15 protein-coding genes are annotated in these 17,488 nt (G+C 62.4%); 14 read left to right on the forward strand and 1 reads right to left on the reverse strand.

Translation table 11 applies throughout. The annotated features are described in order from the left end of the window. Nucleotides 1–7 precede the first annotated feature (7 nt). Complete coding sequence (locus QQL85_RS22030; RefSeq protein ID WP_284356650.1) at nucleotides 8–1,450, reverse strand: SulP family inorganic anion transporter; 1,443 nt, start codon at nucleotides 1,448–1,450, stop codon at nucleotides 8–10. Between the two features lie 288 nt (nucleotides 1,451–1,738). Here QQL85_RS22030 and QQL85_RS22035 point away from each other — a divergent pair, with 288 nt between their 5' ends. The 14 genes from QQL85_RS22035 to nuoL all read left to right on the forward strand — a co-directional run bounded on the left by QQL85_RS22035 (nucleotide 1,739) and on the right by nuoL (nucleotide 17,449). Then, nucleotides 1,739–2,503, forward strand: coding sequence for a secretin N-terminal domain-containing protein (locus QQL85_RS22035; protein ID WP_284356649.1), 765 nt, complete (start codon nucleotides 1,739–1,741; stop codon nucleotides 2,501–2,503). Between the two features lie 492 nt (nucleotides 2,504–2,995). Beyond that, entirely contained in the window at nucleotides 2,996–4,321 is a 1,326-nt protein-coding gene (gene aceA / locus QQL85_RS22040; RefSeq protein WP_203652037.1) for an isocitrate lyase, read from the forward strand. 178 nt (nucleotides 4,322–4,499) lie between these two features. Beyond that, nucleotides 4,500–5,162, forward strand: coding sequence for a lysoplasmalogenase (locus QQL85_RS22045; RefSeq protein ID WP_284356648.1), 663 nt, complete (start codon nucleotides 4,500–4,502; stop codon nucleotides 5,160–5,162). 381 nt (nucleotides 5,163–5,543) lie between these two features. Next, nucleotides 5,544–5,957 carry an NADH-quinone oxidoreductase subunit A gene (locus QQL85_RS22050; RefSeq protein ID WP_003251427.1) on the forward strand — a complete coding sequence of 138 codons (414 nt, stop codon included), beginning with the start codon at nucleotides 5,544–5,546 and terminating at the stop codon, nucleotides 5,955–5,957. A 10-nt stretch (nucleotides 5,958–5,967) separates the two neighbouring features. After that, nucleotides 5,968–6,645 (forward strand): NuoB/complex I 20 kDa subunit family protein, encoded by a 678-nt coding sequence (locus tag QQL85_RS22055; RefSeq protein ID WP_008096180.1) that lies wholly within the window; start codon nucleotides 5,968–5,970, stop codon nucleotides 6,643–6,645. Between the two features lie 79 nt (nucleotides 6,646–6,724). Beyond that, nucleotides 6,725–8,506, forward strand: a complete 1,782-nt coding sequence (gene nuoC, locus QQL85_RS22060; protein ID WP_284356647.1) for an NADH-quinone oxidoreductase subunit C/D — start codon at nucleotides 6,725–6,727, stop codon at nucleotides 8,504–8,506. 2 nt (nucleotides 8,507–8,508) lie between these two features. After that, on the forward strand, nucleotides 8,509–9,006 hold the full coding sequence (nuoE, locus tag QQL85_RS22065) for an NADH-quinone oxidoreductase subunit NuoE (RefSeq protein ID WP_019470486.1): 498 nt from the start codon (nucleotides 8,509–8,511) through the stop codon (nucleotides 9,004–9,006). Beyond that, nucleotides 9,003–10,364 (forward strand): NADH-quinone oxidoreductase subunit NuoF, encoded by a 1,362-nt coding sequence (gene nuoF, locus QQL85_RS22070; RefSeq protein WP_284356646.1) that lies wholly within the window; start codon nucleotides 9,003–9,005, stop codon nucleotides 10,362–10,364. The genes nuoE and nuoF overlap by 4 nt, the downstream gene beginning before the upstream one ends. A gap of 133 nt (nucleotides 10,365–10,497) precedes the next feature. Beyond that, complete coding sequence (nuoG, locus tag QQL85_RS22075; RefSeq protein ID WP_284356645.1) at nucleotides 10,498–13,212, forward strand: NADH-quinone oxidoreductase subunit NuoG; 2,715 nt, start codon at nucleotides 10,498–10,500, stop codon at nucleotides 13,210–13,212. Continuing rightward, a complete protein-coding gene (gene nuoH, locus QQL85_RS22080) occupies nucleotides 13,209–14,216 on the forward strand; it encodes an NADH-quinone oxidoreductase subunit NuoH (protein ID WP_264312382.1) in 1,008 nt (335 codons plus the stop codon). Before nuoG ends, nuoH begins: the two co-directional genes overlap by 4 nt. A gap of 11 nt (nucleotides 14,217–14,227) precedes the next feature. After that, nucleotides 14,228–14,776, forward strand: a complete 549-nt coding sequence (nuoI, locus tag QQL85_RS22085; RefSeq protein ID WP_027592814.1) for an NADH-quinone oxidoreductase subunit NuoI — start codon at nucleotides 14,228–14,230, stop codon at nucleotides 14,774–14,776. A gap of 10 nt (nucleotides 14,777–14,786) precedes the next feature. Then, nucleotides 14,787–15,287, forward strand: a complete 501-nt coding sequence (nuoJ, locus tag QQL85_RS22090) for an NADH-quinone oxidoreductase subunit J (protein WP_284356644.1) — start codon at nucleotides 14,787–14,789, stop codon at nucleotides 15,285–15,287. 3 nt (nucleotides 15,288–15,290) lie between these two features. Then, entirely contained in the window at nucleotides 15,291–15,599 is a 309-nt protein-coding gene (gene nuoK, locus QQL85_RS22095) for an NADH-quinone oxidoreductase subunit NuoK (RefSeq protein WP_003251446.1), read from the forward strand. Beyond that, a complete protein-coding gene (gene nuoL / locus QQL85_RS22100; protein ID WP_284356643.1) occupies nucleotides 15,596–17,449 on the forward strand; it encodes an NADH-quinone oxidoreductase subunit L in 1,854 nt (617 codons plus the stop codon). The genes nuoK and nuoL overlap by 4 nt, the downstream gene beginning before the upstream one ends. The last annotated feature ends 39 nt before the right edge of the window (nucleotides 17,450–17,488 follow it).

Here is a 17,488-nt window from a genome sequence, read left to right on the forward strand (position 1 = left end):
GCAAGCCTCAGTGCTGCTCGCCCGCCCGTTTCAACAGCTTCTTGCACCGCTCCGACAAGTGCACCACCCGCAGCTGCTTCCCCGCCTTGGCATACCGCTCCCGCAAGGTCTTCAACGCCGCAATCGCCGAGTAGTCGACAAAGCTCAAATGCTGGCAATCAAGCGTGACCTTCTCCGGGTCGTTGGCCGGGTCAAACTGGTTGAGGAACGGTGTGGTCGAGGCAAAGAACAGCGTGCCATGCACCTGGTAACGCTTGCTCCCTTCGCCATCCTCATGGCTGTCGGCATACAGCTCACGCGCATGCTGCCAGGCGAAGTTCACCGCCGCGATCACAATGCCGAACATTACCGCCATGGCCAGATCGGTGAAGACCGTGACCACGGTCACTGCAATGATCGCCAGCACATCACTCACCGGCACCTTGTGCAGCACGCGTAGCGAAGCCCAGGCGAAGGTCTGCTGGGCCACCACGAACATCACCCCCACCAGCGCCGCCAGCGGGATCCGCTCGATCAGCGGCGACAGGAACAACACGAACAACAGAATCATCACCCCGGCCACCACCCCGGACAGCCGGCCACGGCCATTGGAGCTGAGGTTGATCACTGTCTGCCCGATCATCGCGCAACCGCCCATGCCGCCGCACAGGCCCGAGACCATGTTCGCCGCGCCCAACGCCACACACTCGCGGTCCGGGAAACCACGGCTCTCAGTGATTTCATCGGTCAGGTTGAGGGTAAGCAGGGTTTCCAGCAGGCCGACCATGGCCATCAGCACCGCGTAGGGGGCGATGATCTTCAGGGTTTCCAGGTTCCAGGGCACATCCGGCAGCGCCAGGCCCGGCAGACCGCCGGCGATATGCGCCATGTCACCCAGCGTGCGGGTAGGCAGCCCGAGCAGGTAAACCAGCAGGCCAACGCTCAAGATTGCCACCAGCGCTGGCGGTACCGCACGGGTCAGTTTCGGCAGCACATACACCACCGCCATGGTCAGCACCACCAGGCCGATCATCAGGTAAAGCGGCGTGCCACTGAGCCAGTGCTCACCGTCTTTGAAATGCTCCAGCTGGGCCATGGCGATGACGATGGCCAGACCGTTCACGAAGCCGAGCATTACCGGGTACGGCACCAACCGCACCAGCTTGCCTAGACGCAGCAGGCCGAACAGAATCATCACCACCCCGCCCAGCAGCACCGTGGCCAGCAGGTATTGCACACCGTGCTGCACCACCAGCGCGACAATCACCACGGCCATCGAGCCAGCCGCACCCGAGATCATCCCAGGCCGGCCGCCGAACAGCGCCGTCAGCGTGCAGATGATGAAGGCGCCATACAGGCCCATCAGCGGGTTGAGGTGGGCCACCAGGGCAAAGGCGATGCACTCGGGCACCAGGGCGAACGAGGTGGTCAGGCCGGCGAGCAGGTCGGCGCGTAGTCGGGCGGGTTTCATGAGGTTCCTGTGTATGGCGAGTACTTGCCTGGTGCACTCCCACAAAGCCGCGGGAGCGCCCGAGGCACCTGTACAGCCTCTAGAGCGGGTAAAAAATAGAATCAGGAATGTTACGTAATTAGTCCGACAGCAGCCACCGTGCGATGTGCTCGGGCTGACTGGCCAAGCCTGTGTCAAGGAATTATCTGCAATTATCTGGCTGACTATAATTTATAGTTTCGTGGATAAAGCCAGTATAAAAGGCCCGTTTGAATATGCACCCATCGCAATCAGGATGCCTGCATCCTCATGGCGATTCCCCCTGCGGAGATCATGGACATGCCGCTACGCCCCCTTTTCGCCTCCCTGCTGCTGGCAGCCAGCCTCGCCGCCCAGGCCGCCACCGAGGTCGTGCCGCTGCAGCACCGCGCCAGCGCCGAACTGCTGCCTGCGGCGCAGGCTTTCATCGGCAAGGACGGCACGGTCAGCGCCTTCGAGAACAAGCTGATCGTCAACGCCAGCCCAGAGCGCATTGACGACCTGCGCGCCCTGTTGCAACAGCTGGACACCGCCCCCAAGCGCCTGCTGATCAGCGTCGACAACAACGACAGCAACTTCCAGGACAACCGCGGCAATGCACGCGTGATTCGCTACAGCACCAGCAACCGGGACGGCGGCATGCAGCAGGTCCAGGCCAGCGAAGGCCAACCGGCACTGATCCAGGTTGGCCAGAGCATCCCGATCACCAGCACCAGTACCGACGGTTACGGGCGCATCCAGAGCAACACCGAATACCGCAACGTGACCCAGGGTTTCTACGTCACGCCAAGCCTCAGCGGCGACACGGTTCGTCTGCAAATCAGCACCAATAATGACCGCATCAGCCATGAACGCGCAGATGTAGTGAAGGTACAAAGCACCGACACGACCGTCACCGGCAAGCTCGGTGAGTGGATCACCCTGGCAGGCTACAACCAGCAGAGCCAAGCTGACCGCAGTACGTCAAGCCGCAGCTACAGCACCCAACGGGGTGAAAACATGACTTTGCGTGTCAAAGTCGACCTTCTCGACTGATCCCAGGCAATTCAAGGCCTCGACCAAAGGCCTTGAAACTGACTGCCAAGTCGCATTAGACCAAAGATGTAGTAAGTGAAAATATCCACTACAAAACATTTGACAGGGTCTTTTTCCCAAGGGCATGATGGCCTCGCTCCCGCTAATCAGGGGCCCTGGCAAGGGCCTTCGAGGCGTGCTCCTCCCACCCCTGGAGGCGCCTCGTGTCTATACGGCCCACAAGGCGGTTCGACGGGATTGCGACTGCAACGAAGAAGTTGTCCCGAGGGACGGAAGCGCATCACCGCAGTACTGGCAATCGCGTAGCACCGCAGCAAGGCAACCACGAGCCGACCTGCTGGAGCACACCTTCGCCTGGCCTGCCCACCCTTCCCCTTCGAGCCTTCGCGTTCGCCGCCGCACTCTCTAGAACAGGACAGCCGCCAAGCACCCTGATCTGCACCCGAGCATCAGCACAATTAACCCAAGATCGATGCGACGAGGTTTATTTCCATGGCACTGACACGCGAACAGCAAATTGCAGCCCTCGAGAAAGACTGGGCCGAGAACCCGCGCTGGAAAGGCGTGACCCGTACCTACACCGCCGCTGATGTCGTTCGCCTGCGTGGCTCCCTGCAGCCAGAGCACACCTTTGCTCGCCAAGGCGCAGAAAAACTGTGGAAGCTGGTCACCCAAGGTGCCCACCCGTCCTTCCGCCCAGAAAAAGATTTCGTCAACTGCATGGGCGCCCTGACCGGCGGCCAGGCAGTGCAACAGGTGAAAGCCGGCATCCAGGCTATCTACCTGTCCGGCTGGCAGGTTGCCGCCGACAACAACTCGGCCGAGTCGATGTACCCTGACCAGTCGCTGTACCCGGTCGACTCGGTACCGACCGTGGTCAAACGCATCAACAACTCGTTCCGTCGCGCCGACCAGATCCAGTGGAAAGCCGGCAAGAACCCGGGCGACGAAGGTTACATCGACTACTTCGCGCCAATCGTGGCTGACGCCGAAGCCGGTTTCGGTGGCGTACTGAACGCCTACGAGCTGATGAAGAACATGATCGAAGCAGGCGCCGCCGGCGTGCACTTCGAAGACCAGCTGGCCTCGGTGAAAAAATGCGGTCACATGGGTGGCAAGGTACTGGTCCCAACCCAGGAAGCCGTTCAGAAGCTGGTTGCCGCCCGCCTGGCCGCTGACGTTGCCGGCGTGCCGACCATCATCCTGGCCCGCACCGATGCCAACGCCGCCGACCTGCTGACCAGCGACTGCGACCCGTACGACCAGCCGTTCGTGATCGGTGAGCGTACCCGTGAAGGCTTCTACAAAGTACGCGCCGGCCTTGACCAGGCCATCTCCCGCGGCCTGGCCTACGCGCCGTATGCCGACCTGATCTGGTGCGAAACCGCCAAGCCGGACCTGGACGAAGCCCGTCGCTTCGCCGAAGCGATCAAGAAGGAGTACCCGGACCAGATCCTGTCGTACAACTGCTCGCCTTCCTTCAACTGGAAGAAGAACCTGGACGACGCCACCATCGCCAAGTTCCAGCGCGAACTGTCGGCCATGGGCTACAAGCACCAGTTCATCACCCTGGCCGGCATCCACAACATGTGGCACGGCATGTTCAACCTGGCGCACGACTACGCCCGCAACGACATGACTGCCTATGTGAAGCTGCAAGAGCAGGAATTCGCTGATGCCAGCAAAGGCTACACCTTCGTGGCGCACCAGCAGGAAGTGGGCACGGGCTACTTCGACGACATGACCACCGTGATCCAGGGTGGCGCATCGTCGGTGACGGCACTGACCGGTTCGACCGAGGAAGAGCAGTTCCACTGATAGTGGGCTGCTGCTGAACGAAGGCCCGGGGCTTTTGAAAGCCCCGGGCCTTTCTTTTTATCTGCACCAGGCCTACCAGGAATACACGCAACCTTGCGCCGCGAAAGGGCCGGGACAGGCCGCAGCAAAACCCAGGATCAGGTCTATGCTTGAGGCAGCACAGCAGCAAGGACCGCCCATGCCTCGTCCAAGCCACCTGATCATTCTCGCCCTGGCCGCCGCCGCCCTCTATATATATGCACTGGCCAGCGACAACGCCGTGCTCGCACTGCTGGCCAAGCCCGTCCCAGTGCTGGCCCTGATCGCCTGGCTGCGCAGCACCCCCGCTTCACCCTATCGCAAATGGATCACGATCGGCCTGGGCTTCTCGGTACTCGGCGACATCTTGCTCGCCATCCCCGCCGACCTCTTCGTGATTGGCCTGGCCGCCTTCCTCTGCGCCCACCTGGCCTACCTGCGCGCCTATTGCGGACAAACCTTGCGTCCCGCCCTGCCCGCACTGGCGTTCAGCGCAATCACCGGCATCACCCTGTTCAGCATACTCGCCAGCCACGGCCTCGGCCCATTGCTGGTCCCGGTCGCGCTTTATGCGCTGGCCATCAGCGCCATGCTCTGGCGCGCCTTGGCCTGCGGTGGAGTGGTAGCACTCGGCGCCGGCCTGTTCGTGCTGTCCGACAGCCTGATCGGCATCGATCGTTTCGTCAGCCCGTTCGACAACGCGCCCTACCTGATCATCCTCACCTACTGGCTAGGCCAGTGGGCGATTGCTTCATCAGTGAGTCATCGGTCAACCGATAAAGTATTGACCCAGAGCGGTACGGACCGCGTCGAAAGCTGCTAGAACAAGAGTCTTTCGCATTTGCAAGTAGGGGGAATCGCCAGATGAACTTTACAAGACGCAGAACAGCCCAATTAGAAGGCATCAGGTCAAATGATATTAATTATCATTACGAAACTTGTAATTCGTTACCCGTCGCAAGAAACATAATTAACAAAACCGCACGCAATGCCCGAATCTCAAGGCTTTCAGCCAGTTACACGCGTGTTTTGTTCTTAATCCTACGAATAAATTTGCGACAGAAATTTTACTTGCACCGGGTTTACCCATAAAATCAGCGCGATTGATTCAGCTGCGACATTTGGTCACTGCACCTGCGACACCACGTCGCCGCTTTACTTATTTCAGACTGCAGAGCTGGGTCTCTGTATAAGGATCTCTAGCATGTCCGATTCGGCAGGACTCATCGCCCACAACTGGGGCTTTGCCATCTTCCTCCTGGGTGTCGTCGGCCTGTGTGCCTTCATGCTCGGCCTGTCCAGCCTGCTCGGTAGCAAGGCCTGGGGCCGCGCCAAGAACGAACCCTTCGAATCCGGCATGCTGCCCGTCGGCAGCGCCCGCCTGCGCCTGTCCGCCAAATTCTATCTGGTCGCGATGCTGTTCGTGATCTTCGATATCGAAGCCCTCTTTCTCTTTGCATGGTCTGTGTCCGTCCGCGAAAGCGGCTGGACCGGGTTCGTCGAAGCTCTCGTTTTCATAGCAATTCTGTTGGCAGGTCTTGTCTACCTATGGCGCGTCGGTGCTCTTGATTGGGCTCCCGAAGGTCGCCGCAAGCGGCAAGCGAAGCTGAAACAATGAGGCTTTGGCAATGCAATACAATCTCACCAGAATCGATCCGGATGCGCCTAACGAGCAGTACCCGGTAGGTGAACGGGAAACCGTCACCGACCAACTGCTAGAGGACCAGGTCCACAAGAACATCTACATGGGGAAACTCGAAGATGTGCTGCGTGGCGCGGTCAACTGGGGTCGCAAGAACTCCCTCTGGCCGTACAACTTCGGCCTGTCCTGCTGCTATGTGGAAATGACCACGGCCTTCACGGCACCCCATGACATCGCCCGCTTCGGCGCCGAAGTCATCCGGGCATCGCCGCGCCAGGCCGACTTCATGGTCATCGCCGGCACCTGCTTCGTGAAAATGGCGCCGATCATCCAGCGCCTGTATGAGCAGATGCTCGAGCCCAAGTGGGTCATCTCCATGGGTTCGTGCGCCAACTCGGGTGGCATGTACGACATTTACTCGGTCGTTCAGGGGGTCGACAAGTTCCTCCCCGTGGACGTCTATGTGCCTGGCTGCCCGCCACGCCCTGAGGCTTTCCTGCAAGGCTTGATGCTGCTGCAGGAGTCGATCGGCCAAGAACGACGCCCGCTTTCCTGGGTTGTTGGTGATCAAGGTATTTACCGTGCCGAGATGCCAGCCCAGAAAGACCTGCGTCGTGAGCAGCGCATTGCAGTAACCAACCTGCGCAGCCCCGACGAAGTCTGATCCAGCGACCTGCCGCCCGCTCCCGAAGGAGCCGGCGGCCTGGCTTCATTCTTAACGTTGACCCAAAGCGACCGAGACCATGACAGCGGACAACGCTATTTTTATTCCGCCCTACAAGGCTGACGACCAGGATGTGGTCGTCGAACTGAACAACCGTTTTGGCGCCGAAGCATTCGTCGCCCAGGAAACCCGCACCGGCATGCCCGTGCTGTGGGTCAAGCGCGCCCAGCTCAAAGAGGTGCTCAGCTTCCTGCGCGGTGTCGCCAAGCCTTACAGCATGCTGTACGACCTGCATGGCGTCGACGAACGTCTGCGCACCCAGCGCCGAGGCCTGCCGGCTGCCGATTTCAGCGTGTTCTACCACCTGATGTCGATCGAGCGTAACAGCGACGTGATGATCAAGGTGTCGCTCAGCGAAGGCGACCTGAACCTGCCGACCGTGACCGGCATCTGGCCAAACGCCAACTGGTACGAGCGTGAAGTCTGGGACATGTTCGGCATCGACTTTGCCGGCCACCCGCACCTCAGCCGCATCATGATGCCGCCGACCTGGGAAGGTCACCCGCTGCGCAAGGACTACCCGGCCCGTGCCACCGAGTTCGACCCCTACAGCCTGACCCTGGCCAAGCAGCAGCTTGAAGAGGAATCGGCGCGTTTCAACCCGGAAGCCTGGGGCATGAAGCGTCAGGGCGCCAACGAGGACTACATGTTCCTCAACCTGGGCCCTAACCACCCTTCGGCGCACGGTGCGTTCCGTATCGTCCTGCAGCTGGACGGTGAAGAGATCGTCGACTGCGTTCCGGACATCGGCTACCACCACCGTGGCGCCGAAAAAATGGCCGAGCGCCAGTCCTGGCACAGCTTCATCCCCTACACCGACCGTATCGACTACCTCGGCGGGGTGATGAACAACCTGCCGTATGTGCTCGCGGTCGAGAAGCTGGCCGGTATCAAGGTGCCGCAGAAAGTCGACGTGATTCGCATCATGCTGGCCGAGTTCTTCCGCATCACCAGCCACCTGCTGTTCCTGGGTACCTACATCCAGGACGTGGGCGCCATGACCCCGGTGTTCTTCACCTTTACCGACCGCCAGCGCGCCTACACCGTGATCGAAGCGATCACCGGCTTCCGCCTGCACCCGGCCTGGTACCGCATCGGTGGCGTCGCCCACGACCTGCCGCGCGGCTGGGACAAGCTGGTCAAGGATTTCGTCGAATGGCTGCCCAAGCGCCTCGACGAATACACCAAGGCTGCCTTGCAGAACAGCATCCTCAAGGGCCGTACCATTGGCGTTGCCGCGTACAACACCAAGGAAGCCCTGGAATGGGGTACCACCGGTGCCGGCCTGCGCTCCACCGGTTGCGACTTCGACCTGCGTAAAGCCCGCCCTTATTCCGGCTACGAGAACTTCGAGTTCGAAGTACCGCTGGCCCACAACGGCGATGCCTACGATCGCTGCATGGTCCGTGTCGAGGAGATGCGCCAGAGTATCCGCATCATCGACCAGTGCCTGCGCAATATGCCGGAAGGCCCGTACAAGGCGGACCACCCGCTGACCACGCCGCCGCCGAAAGAGCGCACCCTGCAGCACATCGAAACCCTCATCACGCACTTCCTGCAAGTCTCGTGGGGCCCGGTCATGCCGGCCAACGAGTCGTTCCAGATGATCGAGGCGACCAAGGGCATCAACAGTTACTACCTGACGAGCGATGGCGGCACCATGAGCTACCGCACCCGGATCCGTACCCCGAGCTACCCGCACCTGCAGCAGATCCCTTCGGTGATCAAAGGCAGCATGGTCGCCGACCTCATTGCGTACCTGGGCAGTATCGACTTCGTTATGGCTGACGTGGACCGCTAAGCATGAACAGCACGCTTATCCAGACAGACCGTTTCGCCCTGAGCGAAACCGAGCGCTCGGCCATCGAGCACGAGATGCATCACTACGAGGACCCGCGCGCGGCGTCCATCGAAGCCCTGAAGATCGTCCAGAAGGAACGTGGCTGGGTGCCGGACGGCGCCATCCACGCCATCGGCGACGTGCTGGGTATCCCGGCCAGCGACGTCGAGGGTGTCGCCACCTTCTACAGCCAGATCTTCCGTCAGCCGGTCGGCCGCCACATCATCCGCGTGTGCGACAGCATGGTCTGCTACATCGGCGGCCATGAGTCGGTCGTCAGCCAGATCCAGAGCGAACTGGGCATCGGCCTTGGCCAGACCACCGCCGACGGCCGTTTCACCCTGCTGCCCGTATGCTGCCTGGGCAACTGCGACAAGGCCCCGGCACTGATGATCGACGACGACACCTTTGGCGACGTACAGCCGGCTGGCGTTACCAAACTGCTGGAGGGTTACGTATGACCATTACTTCCTTCGGCCCGGCCAACCGCATTGCGCGTACCGCCGAAACCCACCCGCTGACCTGGCGCCTGCGTGACGACGGCGAGCCGGTATGGCTGGCCGAGTACCAGGCCAAGAACGGTTACGCCGCTGCCCGCAAGGCACTGAGCGAGATGTCGCAGGACGACATCGTGCAGAACGTCAAGGACTCCGGCCTCAAGGGCCGTGGCGGTGCAGGCTTCCCCACTGGCGTGAAGTGGGGCCTGATGCCCAAAGACGAATCCATGAACATCCGCTACCTGCTGTGCAACGCGGACGAAATGGAGCCGAACACCTGGAAGGACCGCATGCTGATGGAGCAACAGCCCCATCTGCTGGTCGAGGGCATGCTGATCAGCGCCCGCGCCCTGAAAGCCTACCGTGGCTACATCTTCCTGCGTGGCGAATACACCACTGCAGCGAAAAACCTTAACCGCGCCATTGATGAAGCCAAGGCCGCAGGCCTCTTGGGCAAGAACATCCTGGGCAGCGGTTTCGATTTCGAGCTGTTCGTGCACACCGGTGCCGGCCGCTACATCTGCGGTGAAGAAACCGCACTGATCAACTCGCTGGAAGGCCGCCGTGCCAACCCGCGCTCCAAGCCGCCCTTCCCTGCCGCCGTGGGCGTCTGGGGCAAGCCGACGTGCGTGAACAACGTCGAAACCCTGTGCAACGTGCCGGCCATCGTCGCCAACGGCAACGACTGGTACAAATCGCTGGCCCGCGAAGGCAGCGAAGACCACGGCACCAAGCTGATGGGCTTCTCCGGCAAGGTGAAGAACCCGGGCCTGTGGGAGCTGCCCTTCGGCGTCACCGCCCGCGAGCTGTTCGAAGACTACGCCGGCGGCATGCGCGACGGCTTCAAGCTCAAGTGCTGGCAGCCAGGCGGCGCCGGTACCGGCTTCCTGCTGCCCGAGCACCTCGACGCACAGATGTACGCCGGTGGCATCGCCAAGGTTGGCACCCGTATGGGTACTGGCCTTGCCATGGCGGTCGACGACAGCATCAACATGGTGTCGCTGCTGCGCAACATGGAAGAGTTCTTCGCCCGCGAGTCGTGCGGCTGGTGCACCCCATGCCGTGACGGCCTGCCGTGGAGCGTGAAGATGCTGCGCGCACTGGAAAAAGGCCAGGGCCGCGCCGAAGACATCGAAACGCTGCTGGGGCTGGTCAACTTCCTCGGCCCAGGCCGTACCTTCTGTGCTCACGCACCCGGTGCCGTCGAGCCGCTGGGCAGTGCCATCAAGTACTTCCGCTCGGAGTTCGAGGCCGGTGTGGCGCCTGAAAGCGCTGGCACCCTGCGCCCGAACCTGGCGAAGCCGATCGTGGTCGGCGCATAACAAGATGATAAGGCGAGTGGTCCGTGCCACTCGCCAGCCTGCCGGCCGGCCCGAATGATTCGAGGCGTGCCCCAGGCTCACCGATTTCCATTAGCCACGCCCGCTCACGCGGGCCAACGAAGAACTTTGAACAATGGCCACTATCCACGTAGACGGCAAAGCGCTCGAAGTCAACGGTGCAGACAACCTGTTACAGGCGTGTCTGTCACTCGGCCTCGACATCCCTTATTTCTGCTGGCACCCGGCGCTTGGTAGCGTTGGCGCCTGCCGGCAGTGCGCGGTCAAGCAGTACACCGACGAGAACGACACGCGTGGTCGTATCGTCATGTCCTGCATGACCCCGGCCTCCGACGGCACCTGGATCTCCATCGAAGATGACGAGTCCAAGGCGTTTCGCGCCAGCGTCGTCGAATGGCTGATGACCAACCACCCGCACGACTGCCCAGTGTGCGAGGAAGGCGGTCACTGCCACCTGCAAGACATGACGGTCATGACCGGCCATAACGAGCGCCGCTACCGTTTCACCAAGCGTACCCACCAGAACCAGGACCTCGGCCCGTTCATCGCCCATGAGATGAACCGCTGCATCGCCTGCTACCGCTGCGTGCGTTACTACAAGGACTACGCCGGTGGTACCGACCTGGGCGTCTACGGCGCCCACGACAACGTGTACTTCGGTCGCGTCGAAGACGGCGTGCTGGAAAGCGAATTCTCCGGCAACCTGACCGAGGTCTGCCCGACTGGTGTGTTCACCGACAAGACCCACTCCGAGCGCTACAACCGCAAGTGGGACATGCAGTTCGCCCCAAGCATCTGCCACGGCTGCTCCAGCGGCTGCAACATCAGCCCGGGCGAGCGCTACGGCGAACTGCGTCGTATCGAAAACCGCTTCAACGGCTCGGTCAACCAGTACTTCCTGTGCGACCGCGGCCGCTTCGGCTACGGCTACGTCAACCGCAAGGACCGCCCTCGCCAGCCACACCTGGCCGACGGCACCAAGCTGGGCCTGGACGCTGCCCTGGACAAGGCCGCTGACCTGCTGCGCGGCCGCACCATCGTCGGTATCGGCTCGCCACGCGCCAGCCTGGAAAGCAACTACGGCCTGCGTGAACTGGTCGGCGCCGACTACTTCTACGCCGGTATGGAAGCAGGCGAACTGGCCCGCGTGCGCCTGGCCCTGAACGTGCTGAACAACAGCCCGCTGCCAGTGCCGACCCTGCGCGACATCGAAGACCACGACGCGGTGTTCGTGCTCGGTGAAGACCTGACCCAGACCGCTGCCCGCGTTGCCCTGGCCGTGCGCCAGGCCACCAAAGGCAAGGCCGAGGCCATGGCCGAAGCGATGAAAGTGCAGCCGTGGCTCGACGCTGCGGTGAAGAACATCGGCCAGCACGCGCTGTACCCGCTGTTCATCGCCTCCCTGGCTGAAACCAAGCTGGACGACGTCGCCGAAGAATGCGTGCACGCCGCCCCGGCCGACCTGGCCCGCATCGGCTTCGCCGTGGCCCACGCCATCGACCCGAGCGCACCTGCCGTTGCCGGCCTGGACGACGAAGCCAAGGCCCTGGCCCAGCGCATCGCCGACGCCCTGGTCGCTGCCAAGCGCCCACTCGTAGTCGCCGGCACGTCCCTGGCCGACCCGGCGCTGATCGAAGCCGCCGCCAACATCGCCAAGGCCCTGAAGCTGCGCGAGAAGAACGGCTCGCTGAGCCTGGTGGTGCCTGAAGCCAACAGCATTGGCCTGGCCATGCTCGGTGGCGAGTCCGTCGATGCCGCGCTGGACGCGGTCATCAGCGGCAAGGCTGACGCCATCGTCGTGCTGGAAAACGACCTGTACGCCCGCGTACCGGCCGCCAAGGTCGACGCTGCCCTGGCGGCAGCCAAGGTGGTGATCGTTGCCGACCACTCGAAAACCCCGACTGTCGACCGCGCCCACCTGGTGCTTCCGGCCGCCTCGTTCGCCGAAGGCGACGGCACCTTGGTCAGCCAGGAGGGCCGCGCCCAGCGCTTCTTCCAGGTGTTCGACCCGCAGTACCTGGACAGCAGCATCCAGATCCACGAAGGCTGGCGCTGGATGCACGCCCTGCGTGCCACCCTGCTGAACAAGCCGGTCGACTGGACCCAGCTGGACCACGTTACCAGCGCCTGCGCCGAAGCCGCCCCGCAACTGGCCGGCATCGTCAACGCCGCACCAAGCGCCGCGTTCCGCATCAAGGGCATGAAGCTGGCCCGCGAGCCGCTGCGCTACTCCGGCCGCACCGCCATGCGCGCCAACATCAGCGTGCACGAACCGCGCACCCCGCAAGACAAGGACACCGCGTTCGCCTTCTCCATGGAAGGTTACTCGGGCTCCGCCGAACCGCGCCAACAGGTGCCGTTCGCCTGGTCGCCGGGCTGGAACTCGCCACAAGCCTGGAACAAGTTTCAGGATGAGGTCGGTGGCCACCTGCGTGCTGGTGACCCAGGCGTGCGCCTGATTGAATCGCAAGGCGACCGCCTGAACTGGTTCAACGCCATTCCGGGTGCCTTCAACCCGGCCCGTGGCACCTGGACCGCCGTGCCGTTCTTCCACCTGTTCGGCAGCGAGGAAAGCTCGTCGCGCGCCGCCCCGGTGCAACAACGCATCCCGGCTGCCTATGTGGCCCTGGCCAAGTCCGAAGCCGACCGCCTGGGCGTCAACGACGGTGCCCTGCTGAGCCTTAACGTTGCCGGTGTGGCCCTGCGCCTGCCGCTGCGCATCAATGAAGAGCTGGGCGCTGGCCTGGTCGCGTTGCCGAAAGGCCTGGCCGGTATTCCGCCTGCCATCTTCGGTGCATCCGTCGAAGGCCTGCAGGAGGCAGCACAATGAGCTGGTTCACCCCCGAAGTGATCGATGTGATCATCCAGGTCGTCAAGGCTATCGTGGTGCTGCTGGCCGTGGTGGTCTGCGGCGCCCTGCTCAGCTTCGTCGAGCGCCGCCTGCTGGGCTGGTGGCAGGACCGCTACGGTCCGAACCGTGTCGGCCCGTTCGGTATGTTCCAGATCGCTGCCGACATGCTGAAGATGTTCTTCAAGGAAGACTGGAACCCGCCCTTCGTCGATCGCATGATCTTCACCCTGGCGCCAGTCGTGGCCATGAGCGCCCTGCTGATCGGCTTCTCGATCATCCCGATCACACCGGGCTGGGGCGTTGCCGACCTGAACATCGGCCTGCTGTTCTTCTTCGCCATGGCCGGCCTGTCGGTCTACGCGGTGCTGTTCGCCGGCTGGTCGTCGAACAACAAGTACGCCCTGCTGGGCAGCTTGCGTGCTTCGGCACAGACCGTGTCGTACGAAGTGTTCCTGGGCCTGGCGCTGATGGGCGTGGTGGTTCAGGTGGGCTCGTTCAACATGCGCGACATCGTCGAGTACCAGGCGCAGAACCTGTGGTTCATCATTCCGCAGTTCTTCGGCTTCTGCACCTTCTTCATCGCTGGCGTCGCCGTGACTCACCGTCACCCGTTCGACCAGCCGGAAGCAGAACAGGAACTGGCCGACGGCTACCACATCGAGTATGCCGGCATGAAATGGGGCATGTTCTTCGTCGGTGAGTACATCGGCATCATCCTCATCTCGGCGCTGCTGGTAACCCTGTTCTTCGGTGGCTGGCACGGCCCGTTCGGCATCCTGCCGCAAGTGCCGTTCCTGTGGTTCGCCCTGAAGACCGCGTTCTTCATCATGCTGTTCATCCTGCTGCGCGCCTCGATCCCGCGCCCACGCTATGACCAGGTGATGGACTTCAGCTGGAAGTTCTGCCTGCCGCTGACCCTGATCAATTTGCTGGTGACCGCTGCGATCGTGCTCTACAACACGCCAGCCGTCGCGGCCCAGTGAGGATTTGACCCATGTTCAAGTATATCGGCGACATCGTTAAGGGCACCGGCACACAGCTGCGCAGCCTGGCCATGGTGTTCTCCCACGGGTTCCGCAAGCGCGACACCCTGCAGTACCCCGAAGAAGCTGTGTACCTGCCGCCGCGCTACCGCGGCCGCATCGTCCTCACCCGCGACCCCGATGGCGAGGAGCGCTGCGTAGCGTGCAACCTCTGCGCGGTGGCCTGCCCGGTTGGCTGCATTTCGCTGCAGAAGGCCGAGACCGAGGACGGTCGTTGGTACCCGGAATTCTTCCGCATCAACTTCTCGCGTTGCATTTTCTGCGGCCTGTGTGAAGAAGCGTGCCCGACCACCGCGATCCAGCTGACACCGGATTTCGAAATGGCCGAGTTCAAGCGTCAGGACCTGGTGTACGAGAAAGAAGATCTGCTGATCTCCGGCCCCGGCAAGAACCCTGACTACAACTTCTACCGTGTTGCGGGTATGGCCATCGCTGGCAAGCCGAAAGGCTCTGCGCAGAACGAAGCCGAGCCGATCAACGTGAAGAGCTTGCTCCCATAAGGACAGAAAGATGGAATTCGCTTTCTACTTCGCATCCGGGATCGCCGTGGTCTCCACCCTTCGGGTGGTGACCGGCACAAACCCCGTGCACGCCTTGCTTTACCTGATCATTTCGCTGATTTCCGTGGCCATGATCTTCTTCTCCCTGGGTGCGCCGTTCGCCGGCGCCCTGGAAGTGATCGCCTATGCCGGCGCCATCATGGTGCTGTTCGTGTTCGTGGTGATGATGCTCAACCTGGGGCCGGCTTCGGTCGCCCAGGAGCGCGGCTGGCTCAAGCCCGGTATCTGGGCAGGGCCGGTGATCCTCGGCACCCTGCTGCTGCTGGAACTGCTGTATGTGCTGTTCGTCACCCCGAGCGGCGCTGGCATCAGCGGTACCACCGTGGGCCCGAAAGCCGTGGGCATCAGCCTGTTCGGCCCGTACCTGCTGGTGGTCGAACTGGCCTCGATGCTGCTGCTGGCTGCAGCCGTCACCGCCTTCCACCTGGGCCGCAACGAGGCGAAGGAGTAAATCATGGGTGCTATCCCTCTCGAGCATGGTCTGGCGGTCGCCGGCATCCTGTTCTGCTTAGGTCTGGTTGGCCTGATGGTCCGCCGCAACATCCTCTTCGTGCTCATGAGCCTGGAAGTCATGATGAACGCCTCTGCCCTGGCGTTCGTCGTCGCCGGTGCCCGTTGGGTTCAGCCCGACGGTCAGGTGATGTTCATTCTGGTGATCAGCCTGGCAGCTGCCGAGGCCAGCATTGGCCTGGCCATCCTGCTGCAGCTGTATCGCCGCTTCCACACTCTCGACATCGATGCTGCCAGTGAGATGCGCGGATGAACCTTATCTTCCTGACTTTCGTCTTCCCCCTGATCGGCTTCCTGCTGCTGTCGTTCTCGCGCGGGCGGTTCTCGGAGAACCTCTCCGCCCTGATCGGCGTCGGTTCGGTCGGTCTCTCGGCTGCGACGGCCGCCTACGTCATCTGGCAGTTCAACGTCGCCCCGCCTGAAGGCGGCGCGTACAGCCAGCTGCTGTGGCAGTGGATGTCGGTGGACGGCTTCGCGCCGAACTTCACCCTCTATGTGGATGGCCTGTCGGTCACCATGCTGGGTGTGGTCACCGGTGTGGGCTTCCTGATCCACCTGTTCGCCTCCTGGTACATGCGTGGCGAAGCCGGCTACTCGCGCTTCTTCTCGTACACCAACCTGTTCATCGCCAGCATGCTGTTCCTGATTCTGGGCGATAACCTGCTGTTCATCTACTTCGGTTGGGAAGGCGTGGGCCTGTGCTCGTACCTGTTGATCGGTTTCTACTACAGCAACCGCAACAACGGTAACGCAGCACTCAAGGCATTCATCGTCACCCGTATCGGCGACGTGTTCCTGGCCATCGGCCTGTTCATCCTGTTCGCCCAGCTGGGTACCCTGAACGTGCAGGAACTGCTGGTGCTGGCACCGCAGAAGTTCCAGGCCGGTGACACCTGGATGGTGCTGGCAACCCTGATGCTGCTGGGCGGTGCGGTCGGTAAGTCGGCCCAGCTGCCGCTGCAGACCTGGCTGGCCGACGCGATGGCGGGCCCGACCCCGGTTTCGGCACTGATCCACGCCGCCACCATGGTGACCGCGGGCGTGTACCTGATCGCCCGTACCAACGGCCTGTTCCTGCTGGCGCCGGATATCCTGCACCTGGTAGGCGTAGTCGGTGGCGTGACCCTGGTACTGGCCGGCTTCGCCGCGCTGGTACAGACCGACATCAAGCGTATCCTCGCCTACTCGACCATGAGCCAGATCGGCTACATGTTCCTGGCCCTGGGCGTTGGTGCCTGGGATGCGGCGATCTTCCACCTGATGACCCACGCCTTCTTCAAGGCCCTGCTGTTCCTTGCCTCCGGTGCGGTGATCGTTGCCTGCCACCACGAGCAGAACATCTTCAAGATGGGCGGCCTGTGGAAAAAACTGCCGCTGGCCTACGCCAGCTTCGTGGTCGGTGGTGCTGCCCTGGCCGCCCTGCCGATCGTGACCGTGGGCTTCTACTCCAAGGACGAGATCCTCTGGGAAGCCTTCGCCAGCGGCAACACCGGCCTGCTGTACGCCGGCCTGGTGGGTGCGTTCATGACCTCGCTGTACACCTTCCGCCTGATCTTCATCGCCTTCCACGGCGAAGCCAAGACCGAAGCTCATGCAGGCCACGGCATCAGCCACTGGCTGCCGCTGGGCGTGCTGATCGTGCTGTCGACCTTCGTCGGTGCCTGGATTCACCCGCCGCTGGCAGGCGTATTGCCTGAAAGCACCGGCCACGCCGGTGGCGAAGCCAAGCACGCACTGGAGATCACCTCCGGTGCCATCGCCATCGCCGGTATCCTGCTGTCGGCCCTGCTGTTCCTGGGCAAGCGCACCTTTGTCAGCGCGGTTGCCAACAGCGGCATCGGTCGTGTCCTGTCGGCCTGGTGGTTCGCCGCCTGGGGCTTCGACTGGATCTACGACAAGCTTTTCGTCAAACCGTACCTGCTGATCTGCCACATCCTGCGCAAGGACCCGGTAGACCGCAGCATCGGCCTGATTCCTCGGATGGCGCGTGGCGGCCACGTCGCCATGAGCAAGACCGAGACAGGCCAACTGCGCTGGTACACCGCCTCTATCGCCGTCGGTGCCGTGCTGGTACTCGGTGCCGTGCTAGTGGCTGCGGTATGACTATGAATCTTGCGACTTTGCCAAAGGAAACCAACCCGT

The organism is Pseudomonas putida, assembly GCF_030159595.1.
Taxonomy (GTDB): domain Bacteria; phylum Pseudomonadota; class Gammaproteobacteria; order Pseudomonadales; family Pseudomonadaceae; genus Aquipseudomonas; species Aquipseudomonas putida_AC.